This is a genomic window from Indolivaga capnocytophagoides DSM 22835 (genome assembly GCF_000426485.1).
GTDB classification, from domain to species: domain Bacteria; phylum Bacteroidota; class Bacteroidia; order Bacteroidales; family Dysgonomonadaceae; genus Dysgonomonas_A; species Dysgonomonas_A capnocytophagoides.
Map to the genome: position 1 here is coordinate 223,136 of NZ_AUFL01000004.1, position 18,584 is coordinate 241,719.

The following is an 18,584-nucleotide window of genomic DNA, read 5'->3' on the forward strand; positions in this document are numbered from 1 at the left end:
CATATGGATATATTTAATTACATCTGTAATATACTATAAAGTTTTAATTTATATTATATTGTTATAATACTTATTTATAGATATTTAAAATTATAAATATGTTCACATACTGATCTAATGTTGGTTATAGTAGTAGTGTCGCCTTTACAATATTAAATAATAACTTCATGTATAAAACATTACATATTGATTATTAGTTAATTATGTATTGGTTGTTAGCTGATTATTGCTTGTCTTAAACACATACACATATGAATATTAGATACATATGTATAATATTTGTTGTAAATTAAAACTAAAACATATGTATCTGAATTTATTAAATAATATAGAGATGAAATTTAATATATATATGTGTATAATTGTTGATTGAGTGTAATTGTATATTAAATTACACTTGTATATATTTTATTAAAAAAAATATGTGACTGTTTTATTGAAAAGATGCAAGAAATTGTTTATAGATTGGATTGATAGATAAGATTTGGCTATTTCCAACAGCAAAAAATTGCTGACGAGCTCGGGTTAATGCTACATTGAGTTTTCTGTCTACTGTTTTTTCTGTATTAAGATTGCAAAAGAAGTCTAATTGATCTGGTTTGTTGATGCAGAACGATAAAATTATAATATCTCGTTGACTTCCCTGAAACCTTTCTACAGTATCAATCATAATATCTTGTAATTCAGTATTCTGGGACTGAAAAAGTTTGTGTTTTATTAATGCTATTTGATTTCGATAAGGAGTAATGATTCCTAATGTTTTATCGGGAATAAACTCTAAATTTAGTTCTTTATATATTTCTAATATAGAATTTGACAAGTTTACTACAATATCAGCCTCATTATAGTTGACTTTATCGCTCTGAGAATTCGATATTTCGGAGCAATCGAAAAAGTGTCGCCGTTTATTCAATATTATTTTATGATATACATTGTTTAAATTTATTTCTCTTTGAATTAAATTTTCAGTCTGCCAATCATTTGTAGTTAATAAGATGTTATCATAAAAATGTTTATTCGGAAATTCAGCTAATTCTTTATGCATTCTACCTTGATAGGTTAAAGTGTCATATGCATGCTCCCATCCGTTACTCTTACATTGTCTGAATAATCGTTCAAATAGAGATTCTCTACAATTATATAATTTTATTATGTTTAATATAGGATCTTCTACTTTAGACTTATTTTCATCCTGAAGGGTTATTGTCGACAGTTGTTTGTGGTCGCCTATCATGATAAATTTATCTACTTTAGGTAGAATTCCTATAACCTGAGGTTCTAGTATCTGAGATGCTTCGTCTATAATAGCCAAATGAAAATCCTTTAAATCAAAAATCTCTGGACGTCCAGTGATTGCGGCTAAAGTTCCTACAAATATGCGTTGTTTTTGGATTATATTGCGCAGCTCTTCCCTACTCTTTGTTTTTGCTGCTATATTTTGCAGAAGTCTGTGCCGGTAATTGTCATTACATGATAGTTCTGTACCAATGCGTATATACTTGTCACAGCTCTGATCATCGCAGTTAAAAGCCTGGTTAATAGATTCACACAATTCATCTACTGCTCTGTTAGTATAGGCTATAACAAGAATATTCTGTTCGGTATTGTTATAGTAGTGCTCCAACAATTTACGAGCATAGATGGAGGTTTTTCCTGTACCCGGAGGCCCTACAATCAGAAAATAGTCATCGGCATCTATCGCTTTGTTTAATATGAAATCCTGCTTATTTTCTTTGTTAAGTGTGTAATTATTAACTGATTGTCTATCTTTGGATTTAGGAATAGCTACACCTAGTAATAATTGGCGTTTCCGTATCGGTGACGAAATAAAACTGAATAAGCTTTTATACATGTTCACATAAGTATGATCAAGCTTATCATGTTCAATTACCCAAGTCGTGTGTTTTTCGAAATAAGATCTATTCTTTTGTTTGTACCTAAAGCGGAGAAGCAGATTATTATTGGATATTTCAGCAATAGTACCTTTTAATATCTGATTAGTCAGAGCCGAATCTTTTTCTTTGTCTTTTGGGTATAGAATACAAATTTCGCCTTCTCTGAAGTTGATAAAATCTACATTATCACTTCGTTGAAATAGGATCTTCATATCCTTCCCAGAATCATCTATATCGATTATTTTTAGTCCTTCGACTAAATCGAAGTTGTCGAGTCGTTCTTTATATTCAGTAGTCCATAAACTGGCTGTTGAAGAATTAGATTCGAAATAATTATCTCCAATTTTTTGTATGTATAGTTCTCTGGTTATAAAAGTTATGAACCTATAAAAATAAGCTTTTTCTAGCTCCGGAATATTTCTGAGTTGCTTGTCAAAATCGAGTATTTGTTGAGTGAAAAAATCCGGCACTTTACCGTAATTATCTAAATTGCATATATAGCGAATTAAGTTATCGACAGTATTATTATCTCCCGTATAAATAGCATGTTCAGTAGCGATAATCAAATTCCGCTGGTTGATTATTTCCTTTTCTAGTTTTTGATATGGGGCAGCCATCCTAAGGTTTTCTCCTTGGTTTTCAGCGGCAGAGTACAATATAGAAGAAGATATCCTGCGGTCATCTAACTCAAACACAGATTTGATAATCAACCGGTATATAGTTGTCTGAATCTCATGATTCAAAGCTATTTTAGTCGGGTCGTTTTTAGGATAAGGTACCCCACCCGATTTTAATTCTATTATCTGAGCTTTATTTTCGGAGAGTTGCAGAAGGTCTAGTCTTCCCTGAAATCCATATCGCTCACAAAAGAAGGACGGTTCTAAAGTACAATTGGCGGGGTTTATTTTATTTACAGGAAAATCCTGTGTTATTACTCTTTTTATATTAGCAAATTGAATTTTTGCTTTCGACATAAAGGTTCTGAAATCACCGACTTGTTTTATATCGGAACAACTGGTAAATTCGAATGGCTTTTCTTTAAAAGCTTTGAGAAAACAATAATCGAAAGTGAGGTTTTCCGGATCTTCCGTAAAGATGAGTTCATCCAGAAAAAAGTTTGCAAGATTTCCCATCAAAATATAGTGAGAATTTACGGGAGGTTCGAATCGCTTTCTGAAATAATGCAAGTATGATATGCTGTAGTTTTGGAAGCATTCGGCCATTGCAGAAGCATCAATCAGGTAATTCGGCTCTAATACTATGAATTTAGGAATATAATAACCTTCCTTATCAATGTAATAATCTATTATATTGATTTGAGCTCCGATCCAAATCTTATCTATACTTGAATTGAATATAGTATTTACATTTTCAACATTATATCGTATATCTATTTTATTCGAAATATCTTCGGTTATACCTGTCAGCAGGTTTTCAACTCGATTGATTTTAGTAATTTGAACTCTAAGGCAGGGAGTATTCTTATCTTTCTTTATATTATCGAAATCTTTTTCAATATCAAAATCTTCCGCAGGATATTCTTCATCATTGTATATAATCGAGCAAAATAGTTTAATGGTATTATATGCTTTTTTGTATTGCTGCGGAGATACTAGGTTATTCTCATTTTTCAGTAGAAAAGATGTCTTAACCCTTATTGTTTGAAGTTGCCATTCCAGAGAAGGCGGTAGGTTGTATTTCTGTGCAATAAATACCAGACGTGAGAATAATGAAGGAAACTGTAAAGTTTCACCTGATGTGATTTCCTTACAGTTCCTTTCTAAAACCTTTTTCAGGCTTATATATTTCTCTCGAAGCGTACTTGTGGAGATATTGATATCTGATATTTCTTGTTGTACAGCTTCGTATTTATTCATTCTCAATATTCGCGGACAGTTAAATCTAGATTATTGCACAAAGTTATGTATAAATTTCGACCCTGGGTCAGATATGAATACCCTTTAACTGTAACATCAATCTTTCCTTTCTGATTAAGTAATATCATCGCATCATACATGAAATTAATATATGCGTTATCATTGGTGATATCTATCCCTGCATTATTTACATTATTGGGTACATTTATATTATAATCAAGCAGCAATGTTCTTCCATTAACAGTGATACTATAAATATTTATATCGTCATTTCGGGATAGATCTCCACTAACATTTACCCATGCATTTTTTAAGTAGATGTCAATAATATCTTCTTTGGAGAAGTTGACATTAGGGATATCTTCTATATAAATGGTAGTTCGGGCTTCAAAATTTCCATTTTGAGTTATAGGTAAAAACATTGGATCGAAATTGCTTTTAACTAAATAATCCTTGTCATCATCAGAACAAGATGTCAGAGCAAGACCTAGTATTAAGGCCATTAAAGAATACAATAGAAAATTCTTTTTCATTTTCAAGAATAAGTTAGAATTGTTAGTTGTTTTATATTACATATAGTGGCAAATATAATGAAAGTTATTATGATTTATAACAAAGAATAGAATATGTTAAATTTTTTTGTTGTAAAAAAGCAGCAATTTATTTGCGTGTCACCGATTGGTTACATATATTTGTTACCAATCAGTAACATTGCTTATGTATTATGGAAATAATTAATAATGAGAAAGATCGAGAATATACTAAACAAAAGCTAATAACGGCTGTTGGAGTTGTTATAAATAGAGATGGATTTGAAAAGGTGGGAGTAAATGCAGTTGCTAATGAAGCGAAAGTTTCTAAAGTTTTAATTTATAGATATTTCGGTTCATTAGATGATCTGATAATAGATTATCTCTCCCAGAATGATTTTTGGATAAGCTTTTCAATAGATTTACCAAAAGATGATAATCTCAAAGAGTTTTTGAAAAAACTATTTAGAGAACAGATTTTTCAATTAAGATCCAGTAAGCTGATGGGACGTTTGCATCGTTGGGAGTTGTCCGCTAATAATAGTGTCATAGAAAAACTGCGATTGAGACGAGAATCAAAAGGAATTACTCTCATTACAGTTGTCAGTCAGCTGGCTCAATATCCGCAAGAAGATGTCGCAGCATTAGCTACAATTTTAAGTGCATCCATTACCTACTTAACAATGCTCTGTGAACATTGTCCTATGTATAATGGCATCGACCTGCAGAGTGAAAAAGGTTGGAGTCAGATTGCAAAGGGGGTAGATTTGCTAATAGATGCATGGTATGATAGCCATAAAAAATAAGACTTATTAAAAAATATCATCGTGAAAAAAGATAATATTAAAATTTTTGTACTGTTTATAATAGTATTCATAATTAGTCAGAAGATGGAAGGACAGGTTAATAATGATTTCAGAGCAATGATAGAAGCTGCTACGAAGGCTCCTTCAGGGCATAATACTCAGCCATGGCTGTTTAAAATACACAAATCACAGATAGAAATTTTGCCAAATTGGCAAGATACCTTGCCTGTTGTAGATAAAAATAATAGAGAACTGTTTATAAGTCTTGGTGCAGCCACCGAAAACTTGTGTATAATGGCTTCTCATTTGGGATATGCTTCTTCTGTTAAAATAGAACAAGCTGAAAAGAAGATCGTGATAGATCTCGTAAGACAACATGATGTACAAAAAAATGATTTGGTATTACAGATTGATGAAAGACAAACTAACCGTAAGGTGTATGATGGTAAGACAATCCCTTCTGATATTCTGCAGATATTGAATAATCTTAAATTATATAACAATACAAGTTATTACACAATTGGGAAAAGTGATACATTATATTCAGTATTAAAAGAATTTATTCGAAGAGGAAATGATATTCAAATGAATAATGATGCTTTTAAAGAAGAACTTCTGAAATATATGCGATTTAATAACAGGGAGATTAAGCAAAACCCAACAGGTCTTACGTTTAAGGTGATAGGAGCTCCGGCATTGCCTGCGGTTATATCTAAACCTGTTGTGAAATCTTTTCTAAAAGCAGAGAAACAAAATAAGTCTGATATCGAAAAAGTAGATTCCTCTTCAAATTTAGTGCTTTTTACTACAAAGAAAGATACTTTTGAAGATTGGATAAATCTAGGACGGAGTCTTGAAAAATATCTATTGAAAGTTACCGAATTACACCTAGCTTATGCATTTATGAATCAGCCTTGTGAGGAGGAGGATTTGGCCGAGGAGCTGCAAAATTATATATCTCTAATTAAAGGTGAATACCCTACTCTGCTTTTGAGAATTGGATATGCGGATAAAGCACCTTATTCACCCAGAAAGAATATCGATGATGTTATAGTGAAGTAAAATTATGATGTGATTTGTGCATTTATCTATCAAATTATAACAGATAAAACTTAAAGGTAAAATTCTCTTTTTATACAAATGTGATCACTTATAATCAGTTATTTATGTAAATAACAAAAGTAGTTTACAGATAACAAACGTATACATCGGATTATAAATATTATCGACTAATCTTAAAGTATCAGTGATATTGTAAAAAGATCTTTCAATACTAATTGAAAGATCTTTTTATTTAGATAGAATTATGATAAAGAACTTTTTGCTGAAAAATAAATAGTATATTTTTTATAAAATAACTTGCTATGATTTATATAGTTACTTAGGGTATAAAGATGATCTATGCTTTTGATTATTTTCTGTATAAATAATAATTACTTACTTTGACGGCGATTTAAGGTCTTAGACCATTATTTAACTAATTTAAAATTAAAATGAATCAGAAACGATTTGAAAAGCCGAAAGCTTATCGATTCAAGCGATTTGCAAAAAAAGCTTACAGTGCATTTAATAGTATGCACAAAGTGGTGAATATCGGAGTCATTTCGGGTTGTATGCTTACATTCGCCCATTCGACCCAGACTTCAGCGCAGAACAAAATCAATGCCGGTGACAATCAGAAAGTAACAGAAAAAGAACTGGAAGAAGTGACAGTTACGGCATCCAGAGTAGAACTGTCTCTTAATCAATCGCCGAAACTTGTTACTGTTATTACAAGATCCGAAATTGATCGGGCTCCCATCCAAAGTATCCAAGATTTGTTGAATTATGTGTCAGGTATAGATGTTCAACAGCGTGGCGGCCACGGAGTACAAGCCGATATTTCGATCCGGGGAGGATCATTCGATCAAACAGCAATTCTACTCAATGGAGTCAACCTTTCCAATCCACAAACAGGTCATTACAGTTTCGATATTCCTATCAATCTTTCAGATATCGAACGCATTGAAATCATTCACGGTCCTTCATCTATAATTTACGGAGCCAGTGCTTTTTCGGGAGGTATTAATATTATTACCCGTAAAGATTTAGATCATAAAGCATATGTTAAAGTCGAAGCCGGAAGTTACGGGCTATTCGGAGCTGAAGCAAATGGTGTTTATGGTAATAAGGATGTATCTTCGCGCTTATCAGCCGGATATAGTAGATCGGACGGATATATTTCTAATAGCGACTATGATATATTCAACTTGCTTTGGCAGACGCGCTTAAATGTGGAGAAGTCTAAAGTGGATATACAATTGGGCTATTCTGATAAACAATTCGGAGCCAATACCTTCTACTCCGCAGCATATCCGAATCAGCAAGATAAGACCAAATCGTATTTTGGATCGGTAAAGGGTGAAGTCGGAAATAAATTGAAATTCATCCCTTTAGTTTACTGGAATAGGCATGATGATAACTTTCAGTTGAATAAATACAGTGATGGTCATAACTTCCATCAAACTGATGTATACGGTTCTAATTTGAATTTACAATACCATTCAAATATAGGTATTACTACATTTGGCGCAGAATTTCGCAACGAAGGCATAAAAAGTAATGTTTTGGGGCTACCAATGAAAAGTGCAGATGGAAAATACACAAAATCTGACAGCCGTACGAATATAAGTTATGCTTTGGAACATAATCTATTGCTCGACAGATTTTCGTTAACAGCTGGCATCTTGGCTAATTACAATACTGCGTTGAAGGGAAAATACAAATTTTATCCCTCAATCAATATGAGTTATCAGTTATTAGACGAACTAAAAGTTTACACATCCTGGAATAAGGCAACCCGTATGCCTACATTTACCGATTTGTATTATACTACAGTGACGCATATAAGTAACTATGATTTGAAGCCCGAAGATTCGGAATCTTTCGAGTTGGGTTTTAAATACAATACCCCACTGCTAAAAGCTTATGCTACAGGGTATATTATGAAAGGAAAAAATCTGATCGACTGGATTAAAAGAACGGCTGACGATGAAAAATGGGAATCTATGAATCTCACTGAGATTGACAAGCAGGGTGTCGAATTAGGTGCTTCTTTATCTCTGTATAAGTTATTCCCGAACTTGGATCCATCGACAACCTTAAAACTTGGGTACACACGCTTGCATCAAAAGAAAAATTCAGACGATTATATATCAAATTATACACTCAATTATCTGAGAGACAAACTGACGGTTGGCTTAAATCATCCTATTTATAAAGGATTAAGTGCTAGTTGGAATTTTAGGTGGCAAAAACGTATGGGAACTTATCTCAAGTATGAAGATCTGAAGCCTACAGTTCAGGTTCCCTACCCTGCTTTTTCGACTTTAGATGTTCGGCTTGACTGGAAGTTTCAGGACTTTGCTGTTAATCTGACTGCAAATAATATATTTAATAAGAAATATTTCGATTTAGGAAATGTACCTCAAGCTGGATTTTGGCTTATAGGAGGTATCAGCTATACACTGAAATAATTTGCATGATACAGATATTAAAGATATTTTTGCCGGACTGTTATTTGTTGAAGTAACTAAAAGTACTTAATGTACACGTTGTAACACTTAATAAAGTAATAAGAAGGTCTTTGATCTTAATCTGAATATGGAACCTATTTTTCAATACAAAATGAAAGTGCGTGACTATGAATTAGATGCGCAAGGTATTGTGAATAATGCTAATTATCAGCATTATTATGAAGTTGCCCGTCATGAATTCTTAGAATCATGTGGAGTTAGTTTTACCGAAATGCATAATCGAGGTCTCGATGCTATTGTTTCGAGTATTACGATTAAGTATAAAAGGTCGCTTGTGGGATCTGACGAGTTTTTTTGCACCATAAATTTGGAAAGAAAAGGCATCCGTTATTATTTTAATCAACAGATTATAAGAGTTTCGGATGGAGTGCTTTGTTCGGAGGCCAGAGTCGAAGTCGTTTGTTTATTTAACGGCAGACCTGTAAAACCGACAGAGTTTGATTTGGTATTTGAGAAGTACCTGTCTTAAGCATTATCTTGATATAGTTAAAAAAGGGATTCTGATTATCAGAATCCCTTTTCTCAGTTATGATATTGGGGTTATCGTTGTAGCTTGAATAATACAGGCAAAGTATAATATACAGCAACATTTCGTCCGTTTTGCATACCGGGTATCCACGTTGGCATTGATCTGATGACTCTGGCAGCTTCTTTATCCAAAGATGGGTCTACCGATCGTAAGATATTGATATCTGAAACCTTACCATTCTTTTCAACAACAAATCGTACAACTACGCGGCCTTCAATTCCGTTTTCTGCAGCAATAGGCGGATATTTGATATTATTGCTTATATATTTCATCAGCTCAGCTTCACCACCCGGAAATTGAGGCATCTGTTCTACATGTTCGAAACGTTTGTTAGGTTCATCTTCTTGAATTATATCTCTACGAATTGTAAGATCTTCAAGAGAAACAGCATCGGATGCTGTAGATCCGTTCAAATTATCGGCAATAGATATTTGCAGAGTTCTGTTTTCATTCAATTCTTCCTGAGTACGCATTTCTCGGTTCTCATCCACATTTGCATCTGCTGTTATAGTCGGAGGCGTAAATTGAATAGCGGCTCTGGTTGGCGGTGGCGGTGGTGCAATCTCTTGTTTAATGACTTCTTGTTGCTCCAATTTCTTTTCCAATTCAATGTCTGAGATCTTAATAACATCATCCATTGCTATTTTATCTTTATTGGGCTGTACTGCCTGTAGAAAAGAAGGTAATGCAGACACAACTCCGACAAATAAGATGATAACTCCAAATGCAATAGTATGCCGTTTGGAAGATGAACGTCTCAGAGCATATGCTCCATAAGTTTTGTTCTTGCCTTCGAAAACCAGATCACACCAGTCGGTCGAATTAAGTTTAATTTCTCGTGCCATAGTTGTATGTATTAAAAGATTTATTCTTCTTGTTTACTTAATAGATACATTCTGGGAAATAATTCCATAAATAGATATAAATAAAATCATATAATATTTATATATTTCTGTAAATCAGTGTTTTATTATACTTATTTGATGTTTACATAAATTAGATTGATTAAATAATTGATAAAAACAATAGATAAAAACATGTTTTAAAGCATGAAAATTTTGCAGGTGTAAAAATATATACTATCTTTGTACAAGAAAGGTTTAGATATTTAGTGTTAGAACTAGGTAAAAAGGTTGCAGATTGGTTATTTAATTGGTTTAGTCCAATATTTTAGGTTTAGGTTATTAGTAATATTCAAAATCTCTTGGCTTTTCTATAAGCTATGGAAAATAAAGAGAGATTTTTGTTTTGATTAGATTTGTGATATTCAATAAGAAAAAAAGAGAATATATTATTAATATATTCTCTTTTTATTTAATGTATAATTTCTTGTTCTTGTCAGATAAGGCCTTCCGGTAGCTTTACATATAGAATTTTGTTATCTGAATCTATGTCAATGACAAAATCATCGGAGGCTGGAATAATCAATTCTTCGTCTTCTGGAGTATTTATGAGGAATAATGTATTTATAGTAGAATCATCAACAGATATAATTTTCCCCAAATTTCCTTTTTCTTCGTCCGACACTTCAAAATCGAGAAAGTAGTCTAATGAATATTCGGCGTTATCAGCTTCTTTGAAATATTCTCGGGGAAAATAGACTTCCAGTCCGCTGAATTTTTTAGCCTGCAAATCGGATGTTATATCCTCTAGTGTAATCAATGCTGTTTCAGCTCCCTTAAACCGATATTCCTTCACAAAGAACGGAACATATATTCCATCAATCAAGCAGATAAGGTACGGACAATCGGCTTTATCAAAAATATCGTTATCGAAAGCGAATGATATTTCACCTTTAATACCATGAGGTTTGATAAATTTACCGATTTTGAAAACTTCGTCTTCTTTAATCATACAGAGTCTAAGAGTCTTTTACTTTTTCTTTTGTCCGTTATTACGTGGGGGTTTACGTTGATTAAGTTCTTTCATATCAGATAATTTGATATCTGAATTACGTTTATCTATCTTGCGGTTTGATAGTTCGTATAAATCGACAAACAGCTTAGAATCATCAACTTCTTTATTCCACTGTATGTATGTTTTCTTCATATGGTTAAGAACCAACCAAATAAGCTGATCTTTTTCTTTTCCTTCAGGATAATCAGATGCTATTGTAATTAGTTTTTCCAATGTTTTTCCATAATGCTTGAAATGCATTGTTGGACGGCTATACGCCACTTTTCCCGGTTTGGAATATAGATTTTCTTTTTTGATAATTTCGTAAGGGTAATCTATATCAAGACTAAAATCGGACATAATCGCCAGGTGATCCCATAGGATATGTTTAAAGTCGTTGACATCACGTAAGTGTGGAAACATATTACCCATTATATTGATAATGGTATTGGCACATTTGGTACGTTCATCTCTGTCTGTAATCGTCAGACAAAAATCGACCATATTTTGAATATTCCGTCCATATTCAGGAAGGGATAGTTTCTTTAATTGCGTATTGTAATTCATGCAAATATGTATGTAATAATAAAAAGAAAAGTCTATAAGAAAGTTTTTTTATAAGGTTTCAACCTATCGGGAATCCCTTTTTTGTAGTTCTTTAGTTCGACAAAGATAATAAAAAAAGTATCTCGTTTAGATTCGAGATACTTTTTTGTATTTGTTTTTAAGAAATTTATAGATTACTCTACACCGAATTCTTCTTCAGACCCTGTTTTAGATGCTAAATCGATAATTTGACGTCCCGGAGTAAATATTTCTTTATATTTTGCTTGATCATTAAGAAAAGTTATCACTTCTTTTACATCCTTGTCGTATTTTAATCCTTCAATATGTTCTCCTTTTTGGAAATAATAACGTTTCGCTATTTCCATGTTTATCAGTTTTTCTATTGTTTCCTTGAAATTATCCAGGTCTCTATCCAGATTTGGAACTAACTTGGCTTCCAAAGCTTTATATTCATCTGATGCTGTTTGTGAGTAACCTTCAAAATCCATCACTTCTTTTAAGGCTTTAAGACGTTTTTCACTTAAACCGTCATATTTAAAGTCTTTCTGAGATTTAACAAATTCTTTGAAATTAGTATAATCTTCATCACTGATGCCAAATGATTCGACAGGAGCTATCTTGTTATGATTTAAAGCCCAATTTGTGACCCAATCATTTATTACATATTGATTTATAAGATAATAGGTGATACTTGGTGTTTTCTGTACTTCTAACTTAATATCAGGTGTAACACCTCCACCGTCTCTGACTTCACGTCCTATTGCAGTTTTGAATACCGTAGTCAAGCTATCAGGAATACGACCGACACTGCCATCTTCATTTCTGTGTGTATAATCAATGGCTTGGATACAACGACCGCTTGGAATATAGTATTTCGAAGTTGTAACTTTCAGGCTGCCTCCATAGGGCAATTCACGGGGTGCTTGTACCAAACCCTTACCAAAGGTGCGTTGTCCGATAATTGCAGCCCTGTCTAAATCCTGCAATGCTCCGGATACAATCTCAGCAGCAGACGCAGAACCTCTGTCTACCATTACTGCCATAGGGATTGTGGTATCAATAGGATCAAGAGTTGTTCGGTATGTTCTGTCCCACTGTTTCATTTTGCCTTTAGTACTTAAAACGATTTCCCCTTTAGGTACGAAGAAATTTATGATCTGAATGGCTTCTTCCATTATTCCTCCACCATTACCTCTAAGATCGAGAATGAGCGAAGTTGCACCTTTACTCTTCAGGTCTAGAAATGCTTTCTTTACGTCTTGTGCGCACTTGTCTGTAAATCCGGTAAGGATGATATATCCGACATTGTTATCTAATAGTCCATAATAAGGCACTGAGGATATCTGTATATTCTCACGAACAAGCTTTACATCAAAAGGTTTCTTAACACCGGGACGTTCTATTTTGACTGTTATTTCAGTTCCAGCTTGTCCTTTTAGCCGACTTGTTACTTTGTTCGATAATGTTTTACCATATAGTTCGCCCGATACTTTATCAGCCTGAGTCATATCTTCGCCGTTGATGGCTAATATTATATCCCCTACTTTCAGTCCGCTTTTTGCCGCAGGCATACCTTCATAAGGTTCCACTACTACAACCATATCCCGTCCGTCAATGTTCCGATACGAAATCACAGCACCGACTCCTGCATATTCACCGGTTGTCAGAACCGTAAAATCAGAAACCTGTTCTTCCGTCATATAATCGGTATAAGGATCCAGACCTGCCAGCATATTGACAATCCCTGATTGTATTGTTTTTTCAACATTCAAAGTATCTACATAAAACATATCGAGCTGCTTCACTACAGAATTAAAAATCTCAATATTTTTATTTATCTCAAAGTAGCGTTTGTCTTCATTTTCTTTTTCCTTCTCCTGAGCTTGTACTCCGTAAAAGAAAAAGCTTGCACAAACAAGTAAGCCAAGTCCTTTTTTCATCTATAATATATATGTTAATATGTTATTTATTTTATTGTAATTCCGCTAATCATTCAATGTTTTAAGATTGTAACTTCTTATTGAAGTTATGCTTAATAAAGCAATAGATAGGTCTGATCCTCTGATATCCTATATACAAAGGCAAAGTAACAATTTTTTTTACAATTTGAAGATTCATTTTTGTTATATAATAATAAATCAAAGGGATGAAAAATTATCTATACCTAAAGAAAGGTTAAGCAAAGTGGATTCTATTTGGATGGGGTGTGATATAAGGAAAAAAGGAGGCTTAATAAATACTGTAATTATGATGTTACTTTTGTAACCTTTTTCAATAATCCAATCTTTACATGGGATTTAGCTTTTGTCTGAAAATCCCTTCATCGTGGGATAAAAGAGAAAAAGTGTCACCTTAAGGAATGTAGTTTTATAGATACTTTTGTTATCTTTTTATTCTTTGAAAAAGTCAGAAAATCAAATATTTTCTGGTTGACTAAACAACTCTTTAGCAATATGAAACAAGTAGTCACTTTAAATCATTGATTTCGTAGATAATCTTGTTGAAATACTTGTTAAATCGAGCCTTCTTTCTTTTCTTTGTCTTATAAAATAATAAAACTAAAAAACTCATGTCAGATCAGGTTCAAATAAAAGATGTTCAGGATATTGTCATCCGATTTTCCGGAGATTCCGGCGATGGAATGCAGTTATCCGGAACATTATTTTCAAGTTTATCTGCAATACTTGGAAACCAGATAGCTACATTTCCCGACTTTCCGGCCGAAATCAGAGCTCCCCAAGGTACATTAAGCGGAGTGTCGGGCTTCCAGATGCAGATAGGTAAAAGCGTTTATAATTCAGGAGGAAATACGGATGTTTTAATTGCCATGAATCCTGCTGCATTGAAAGTCAATGCAAAACATGTGAAGAGTAATTCTGTCATTTTGATAGATACCGACTCTTTTACAAAAAGGGATCTGGAAAAAGCGGAATTCAAGACAGATACTCCTTTTGTTGAATTGAACCTGACTACACAGCAAATTGTAGCAGTACCTATTTCTTCTTTAACTAAAGATAGCCTGGCTGATTTTGATTTGGACATGAAAAGCAAGATCCGTTGCAAGAACATGTTTGCTTTGGGACTTGTCTGCTGGTTATTCAACAAGCCCATTGATGTTGTAAACGGAATGCTATCTACCAAGTTTTCGAAAAAACCGTTATTGGCACAAGCTAATCTTACGGTTTTAGCGAATGGCTATAATTATGGACAAAACCGTGATATGACAGTCACATCTTATAGAATAGAATCTCTGAATATGGAGAAAGGGTTTTATATGGATGTAAATGGAAATACCGCAACAGCATACGGACTCATTGCAGCAGCGGAGAACGCTAATCTGCAATTATTCTTAGGCTCCTATCCTATAACTCCGGCTACAGATATTCTTCATGAATTGGTTAAGCGCAAAGAATTAGGCGTTAAAGTTGTACAAGCCGAAGATGAAATTGCTGGCGTTTGTACTGCTATAGGTGCAAGTTTTGCGGGAGATCTGGCTGTTACTTCTACATCAGGACCGGGCTTGGCTCTTAAAGGTGAAGCTATAGGCTTGGCTGTTATGGCCGAATTGCCATTGGTTATAGTAGATGTTCAGAGAGGGGGGCCATCAACAGGATTACCAACAAAAACAGAACAGACCGATCTTCGTCAGGCATTGTACGGAAGAAATGGTGAAAGCCCTATTGTTGTGGTTGCGGCAACTAGTCCTACTAATTGTTTTGATTCTGCATATTGGTCTTCAAAAATAGCATTAGAACATATAACTCCGGTTATATTGCTTACCGATAGCTATATAGCAAATGGAGCTTCGGCTTGGAAAATTCCCGATTTGAAGAATTATCCCTCAATAAAGCCTCATACTATCGACCAATATAAAGGTAATGAATGGAATGTCGCTGTACGTGACGAAAACACTTATGCCAGATATTGGGCAGCTGCCGGCACTGCAGGTTTTACTCATCGAATAGGTGGACTCGAAAGAGATTACAATACGGGAGCAATCTCAACAGATCCGGATAATCACCAGAGGATGGTTGATACAAGGAAAAACAAGATTGCAAAAATAGCGGACTTTATTCCCGAACAAATTGTTTTGGGGGATGAATCGTCCGAAACTCTGGTTGTTGGCTGGGGTGGAACATACGGGCATTTGCGTGAAGCTGTAGAGTTGATGAACAGAGATGGAAAAAAGATTGCGTTATCTCATTTCTGTTTTATTAGTCCGTTGCCTAAGAATACCGAGGCTATTTTGCGAAAATATAAGAAGATAATCGTAGCAGAGCAAAATAACGGACAATTTGCCGGATACCTTGCTGAACAGTTTTCAAACCTACCTATCGCAAAATATAATGTTGTGAATGGACAGCCTTTTGAAGTAAGTGATTTGGTTGAGTTTTTCACTAAAGAGATTGAATAATAAACATGGATACAATATTAAAACAAGCACCTCACGAAACAAGAGATTATAAAAGTGACCAGTATGTACGTTGGTGTCCCGGGTGCGGAGATCATGCTATACTTACCTGCCTGCATAAAGCAATGGCTTTCTTGCAGTTGGAACCACATCAGGTTGCGGTTATATCGGGAATCGGATGCTCCTCTCGTCTTCCTTATTATATGAATACTTATGGTTTTCATACTATCCACGGACGAGGTGCAGCTGTGGCTACAGGCGTAAAAGTGGCAAAACCCGAATTATCGGTTTGGCTTGCAACAGGAGACGGAGATAGTCTTGCTATCGGTGGTAACCATTTTATACATGCAGTAAGACGTAATGTTGATATTAATATTTTATTATTGAACAATAAAATTTATGGGTTGACCAAAGGGCAATACTCTCCTACCTCGGATAGAGGATTTGTTTCAAAATCATCGCCTTATGGTACGGTTGAAGACCCTTTTCATCCAATAGAACTAGCATTAGGTGCAAGAGGGATGTTCTTTGCCCGTTGTATAGATGTTGATCTTAAAAACACATCGAATATCTTTGTCGAAGCCGAAAAACATAAGGGTACATCTGTTGTGGAGATACTGCAAAATTGTGTAATATTTAATGATAATATTCACAAAGAAATTGTAGATAAATCATATCGGGATGATCGTACCATTATGTTGAAACAAGGCGAGAAAATGATTTTCGGAACCAATATGGATAAAGGGCTTGTTCAAGACGGGTTTAATCTGAAAGTGGTAACTATCGGACAAGATGGTTATACAATGGAAGATATTCTTGTACATGATGCTACAACTCCTGACAATACATTACACCAAAAACTAGGGTTGATGGATCCTAAAAATGGTTTTCCTTTGGCGTTAGGTATTATGAGAAATGTTAAAGGATTGTGTTACGACCAAGAAGTAGACAGACAGGTAAAAGAAGTACAATCTCATAACAAGACCCGTTCATTGCAGGATTTGCTGATGAAAGGTGAAGTTTGGGAAGTAAAGTAAATCGGGTTTTGTTCAATTTCAGTTTTCTTGATTTCGAATATTCAAATATATTTCATATTTTTAAATTTCATGAATCAAACAAACATATATGACAAATCAAGAAAAATATGATTTACTGGCAGAAGGTGGGCAAAATTTATCTTCGGGAATGGCAGTGATTCCTACCCATGATGTAAATTTTGAACCTGCTTTGATAGAAAAAGCTTTAATAAGTAACAAACATTTCAAATTGAAGGCCTTTTCTCCTATTCAAGATTTCGGTTTGGGAGAAAAAGCCTTTAATGCTCAAATAGAGTACGATGAAAATACATATAGTATAAATCTTTATTTAGATTTAGTCACTAATCTCAATCTGCATGAATATAGATTCGGTAATAATGTAGAGCAGGAATTAATTGAGCTAGCGACACAGCAAAAATATTTTGTTGGAGTATCCATGTCTTTTAGTGATGATATACTGAAATCATTTCATTTACAGCTAAAAGTTTTGAATGCCATAGTACCAGATGCTTCACTGTGTGTAGATTTCATGTCTTTGAAATTACTTTCTCCCCAATGGCTGGCAATGACGGCTAAGTCCATGATTCCTCCGTCTCCCGATTATCTTTATACGATACATGCTGTATATAATGACGAACCGGATGGAACACGTCATTATTGGTTACATACACATGGATTGCATCGTTGTGGTTCTGTCGAATTGGAAATGGTAGATATTACCCAATATCCGGAAGAGATGAATACGATGTTAAACATGGCTGCAAAAAGACTGCTAAACGGATCTATTGCTGAGCAAGAACGTTTCATGATCGGATATGATGGTATGGGCATAGATCTTTGCTGGTTACGCTGGGAAAAGGCTCTTAAAGACTTTGCTGATGATGTTATTGGTGGATTTAACGACCGTAAAGATGATAATGATATACATGCCGAGCCTGTAGGTGTGTTATATGCAGTACAAGAAGGTAATATGTCTTCTCCTGAAATATATGGAGCAACATTGGCCGAGAATCCAATTTATTACATATCTAATGAAGAAACCTATCGGATGAGCTGCCTTGCTAAAGAACGCTTTGCTTTTTATACTGAACTTTTCAAGACACACGCCCCGAAAGAAGAGAAAAAGTCTTTTCTTTCGAAAATATTCGGTTCGGGAAAGCCTAAAGAGTCCGAATCATCTTGGCGTTTCTTGGTGAAATTAGGATTACATGTTGATAATGATAAATCGGGAAGTGAAAAAGAACATCTCTGGTATGACGTACTGTCAATTGAAGGAGATAAGATAACAGGACGGTTACTGAATCAACCTTATTGGATATCAGGACTGAATGAAGGAGATATCAAAATATATCCTTTAGAATTATTGACGGATTGGTTAATTTATGGGCCCGAAAGTACATATACATCGGACACTATCTACGAATTGGGGTATAAATAAAGTTTGCTGTTACTATACTTAAA

13 protein-coding genes are annotated in these 18,584 nt (G+C 34.2%); 7 read left to right on the plus strand and 6 right to left on the minus strand.

Translation table 11 applies throughout. The features are described 5' to 3' along the window. Positions 1-433: 433 nt before the first annotated feature. Positions 434-3,772 carry an AAA domain-containing protein gene (locus tag K322_RS0101010; protein WP_026625182.1) on the minus strand — a complete coding sequence of 1,113 codons (3,339 nt, stop codon included), beginning with the start codon at positions 3,770-3,772 and terminating at the stop codon, positions 434-436. A 2-nt stretch (positions 3,773-3,774) separates the two neighbouring features. Further along, complete coding sequence (locus K322_RS0101015) at positions 3,775-4,305, minus strand: hypothetical protein (RefSeq protein ID WP_026625183.1); 531 nt, start codon at positions 4,303-4,305, stop codon at positions 3,775-3,777. Positions 4,306-4,496: 191 nt separating this feature from the next. Here K322_RS0101015 and K322_RS0101020 point away from each other — a divergent pair, with 191 nt between their 5' ends. From K322_RS0101020 to K322_RS0101035, 4 genes are all read left to right on the plus strand, one after another. Further along, positions 4,497-5,108 (plus strand): TetR/AcrR family transcriptional regulator, encoded by a 612-nt coding sequence (locus K322_RS0101020; protein ID WP_026625184.1) that lies wholly within the window; start codon positions 4,497-4,499, stop codon positions 5,106-5,108. An 84-nt stretch (positions 5,109-5,192) separates the two neighbouring features. Further along, entirely contained in the window at positions 5,193-6,170 is a 978-nt protein-coding gene (locus K322_RS0101025) for an Acg family FMN-binding oxidoreductase (protein WP_157279360.1), read from the plus strand. A 431-nt stretch (positions 6,171-6,601) separates the two neighbouring features. After that, complete coding sequence (locus K322_RS0101030; protein ID WP_026625186.1) at positions 6,602-8,623, plus strand: TonB-dependent receptor plug domain-containing protein; 2,022 nt, start codon at positions 6,602-6,604, stop codon at positions 8,621-8,623. A 127-nt stretch (positions 8,624-8,750) separates the two neighbouring features. After that, positions 8,751-9,152, plus strand: coding sequence for an acyl-CoA thioesterase (locus K322_RS0101035; protein WP_026625187.1), 402 nt, complete (start codon positions 8,751-8,753; stop codon positions 9,150-9,152). Positions 9,153-9,223: 71 nt separating this feature from the next. Here K322_RS0101035 and K322_RS0101040 read toward each other — a convergent pair whose 3' ends face one another. The 4 genes from K322_RS0101040 to K322_RS18265 all read right to left on the minus strand — a co-directional run bounded on the left by K322_RS0101040 (position 9,224) and on the right by K322_RS18265 (position 13,615). Next, the gene (locus tag K322_RS0101040) at positions 9,224-10,057 is read right to left on the minus strand and encodes an energy transducer TonB (RefSeq protein ID WP_026625188.1); all 834 of its coding nucleotides are present in this window, start codon (positions 10,055-10,057) and stop codon (positions 9,224-9,226) included. Between the two features lie 493 nt (positions 10,058-10,550). Beyond that, positions 10,551-11,066, minus strand: a complete 516-nt coding sequence (rimM, locus tag K322_RS0101045; RefSeq protein WP_026625189.1) for a ribosome maturation factor RimM — start codon at positions 11,064-11,066, stop codon at positions 10,551-10,553. Between the two features lie 18 nt (positions 11,067-11,084). Continuing rightward, the gene (locus tag K322_RS0101050; RefSeq protein WP_026625190.1) at positions 11,085-11,675 is read right to left on the minus strand and encodes a DUF4290 domain-containing protein; all 591 of its coding nucleotides are present in this window, start codon (positions 11,673-11,675) and stop codon (positions 11,085-11,087) included. A gap of 173 nt (positions 11,676-11,848) precedes the next feature. Beyond that, complete coding sequence (locus K322_RS18265) at positions 11,849-13,615, minus strand: S41 family peptidase (RefSeq protein ID WP_051290541.1); 1,767 nt, start codon at positions 13,613-13,615, stop codon at positions 11,849-11,851. A gap of 629 nt (positions 13,616-14,244) precedes the next feature. On the opposite strand from K322_RS18265, the gene K322_RS0101070 reads away from it, so the two are divergent. The 3 genes from K322_RS0101070 to K322_RS0101080 all read left to right on the plus strand — a co-directional run bounded on the left by K322_RS0101070 (position 14,245) and on the right by K322_RS0101080 (position 18,561). Continuing rightward, positions 14,245-16,089 (plus strand): 2-oxoacid:acceptor oxidoreductase subunit alpha, encoded by a 1,845-nt coding sequence (locus K322_RS0101070; protein ID WP_026625192.1) that lies wholly within the window; start codon positions 14,245-14,247, stop codon positions 16,087-16,089. A gap of 5 nt (positions 16,090-16,094) precedes the next feature. Then, complete coding sequence (locus tag K322_RS0101075; protein WP_035330999.1) at positions 16,095-17,123, plus strand: 2-oxoacid:ferredoxin oxidoreductase subunit beta; 1,029 nt, start codon at positions 16,095-16,097, stop codon at positions 17,121-17,123. An 88-nt stretch (positions 17,124-17,211) separates the two neighbouring features. Beyond that, positions 17,212-18,561, plus strand: a complete 1,350-nt coding sequence (locus tag K322_RS0101080; RefSeq protein WP_026625194.1) for a DUF4026 domain-containing protein — start codon at positions 17,212-17,214, stop codon at positions 18,559-18,561. Positions 18,562-18,584: the final 23 nt, after the last annotated feature.

Bases quoted from the DNA above. Each gene is read 5' to 3' on its own strand.
- K322_RS0101020 (WP_026625184.1), top strand. From the start codon at position 4,497: ATGGAAATAATTAATAATGAGAAAGATCGAGAATATACTAAACAAAAG.
- K322_RS0101050 (WP_026625190.1), bottom strand. From the start codon at position 11,675: ATGAATTACAATACGCAATTAAAGAAACTATCCCTTCCTGAATATGGA.
- K322_RS0101040 (WP_026625188.1), bottom strand. From the start codon at position 10,057: ATGGCACGAGAAATTAAACTTAATTCGACCGACTGGTGTGATCTGGTT.
- K322_RS0101015 (WP_026625183.1), bottom strand. From the start codon at position 4,305: ATGAAAAAGAATTTTCTATTGTATTCTTTAATGGCCTTAATACTAGGT.
- K322_RS18265 (WP_051290541.1), bottom strand. From the start codon at position 13,615: ATGAAAAAAGGACTTGGCTTACTTGTTTGTGCAAGCTTTTTCTTTTAC.
- K322_RS0101030 (WP_026625186.1), top strand. From the start codon at position 6,602: ATGAATCAGAAACGATTTGAAAAGCCGAAAGCTTATCGATTCAAGCGA.
- K322_RS0101025 (WP_157279360.1), top strand. From the start codon at position 5,193: ATGGAAGGACAGGTTAATAATGATTTCAGAGCAATGATAGAAGCTGCT.
- K322_RS0101080 (WP_026625194.1), top strand. From the start codon at position 17,212: ATGACAAATCAAGAAAAATATGATTTACTGGCAGAAGGTGGGCAAAAT.
- K322_RS0101035 (WP_026625187.1), top strand. From the start codon at position 8,751: ATGGAACCTATTTTTCAATACAAAATGAAAGTGCGTGACTATGAATTA.
- K322_RS0101075 (WP_035330999.1), top strand. From the start codon at position 16,095: ATGGATACAATATTAAAACAAGCACCTCACGAAACAAGAGATTATAAA.
- K322_RS0101070 (WP_026625192.1), top strand. From the start codon at position 14,245: ATGTCAGATCAGGTTCAAATAAAAGATGTTCAGGATATTGTCATCCGA.
- K322_RS0101010 (WP_026625182.1), bottom strand. From the start codon at position 3,772: ATGAATAAATACGAAGCTGTACAACAAGAAATATCAGATATCAATATC.
- rimM (WP_026625189.1), bottom strand. From the start codon at position 11,066: ATGATTAAAGAAGACGAAGTTTTCAAAATCGGTAAATTTATCAAACCT.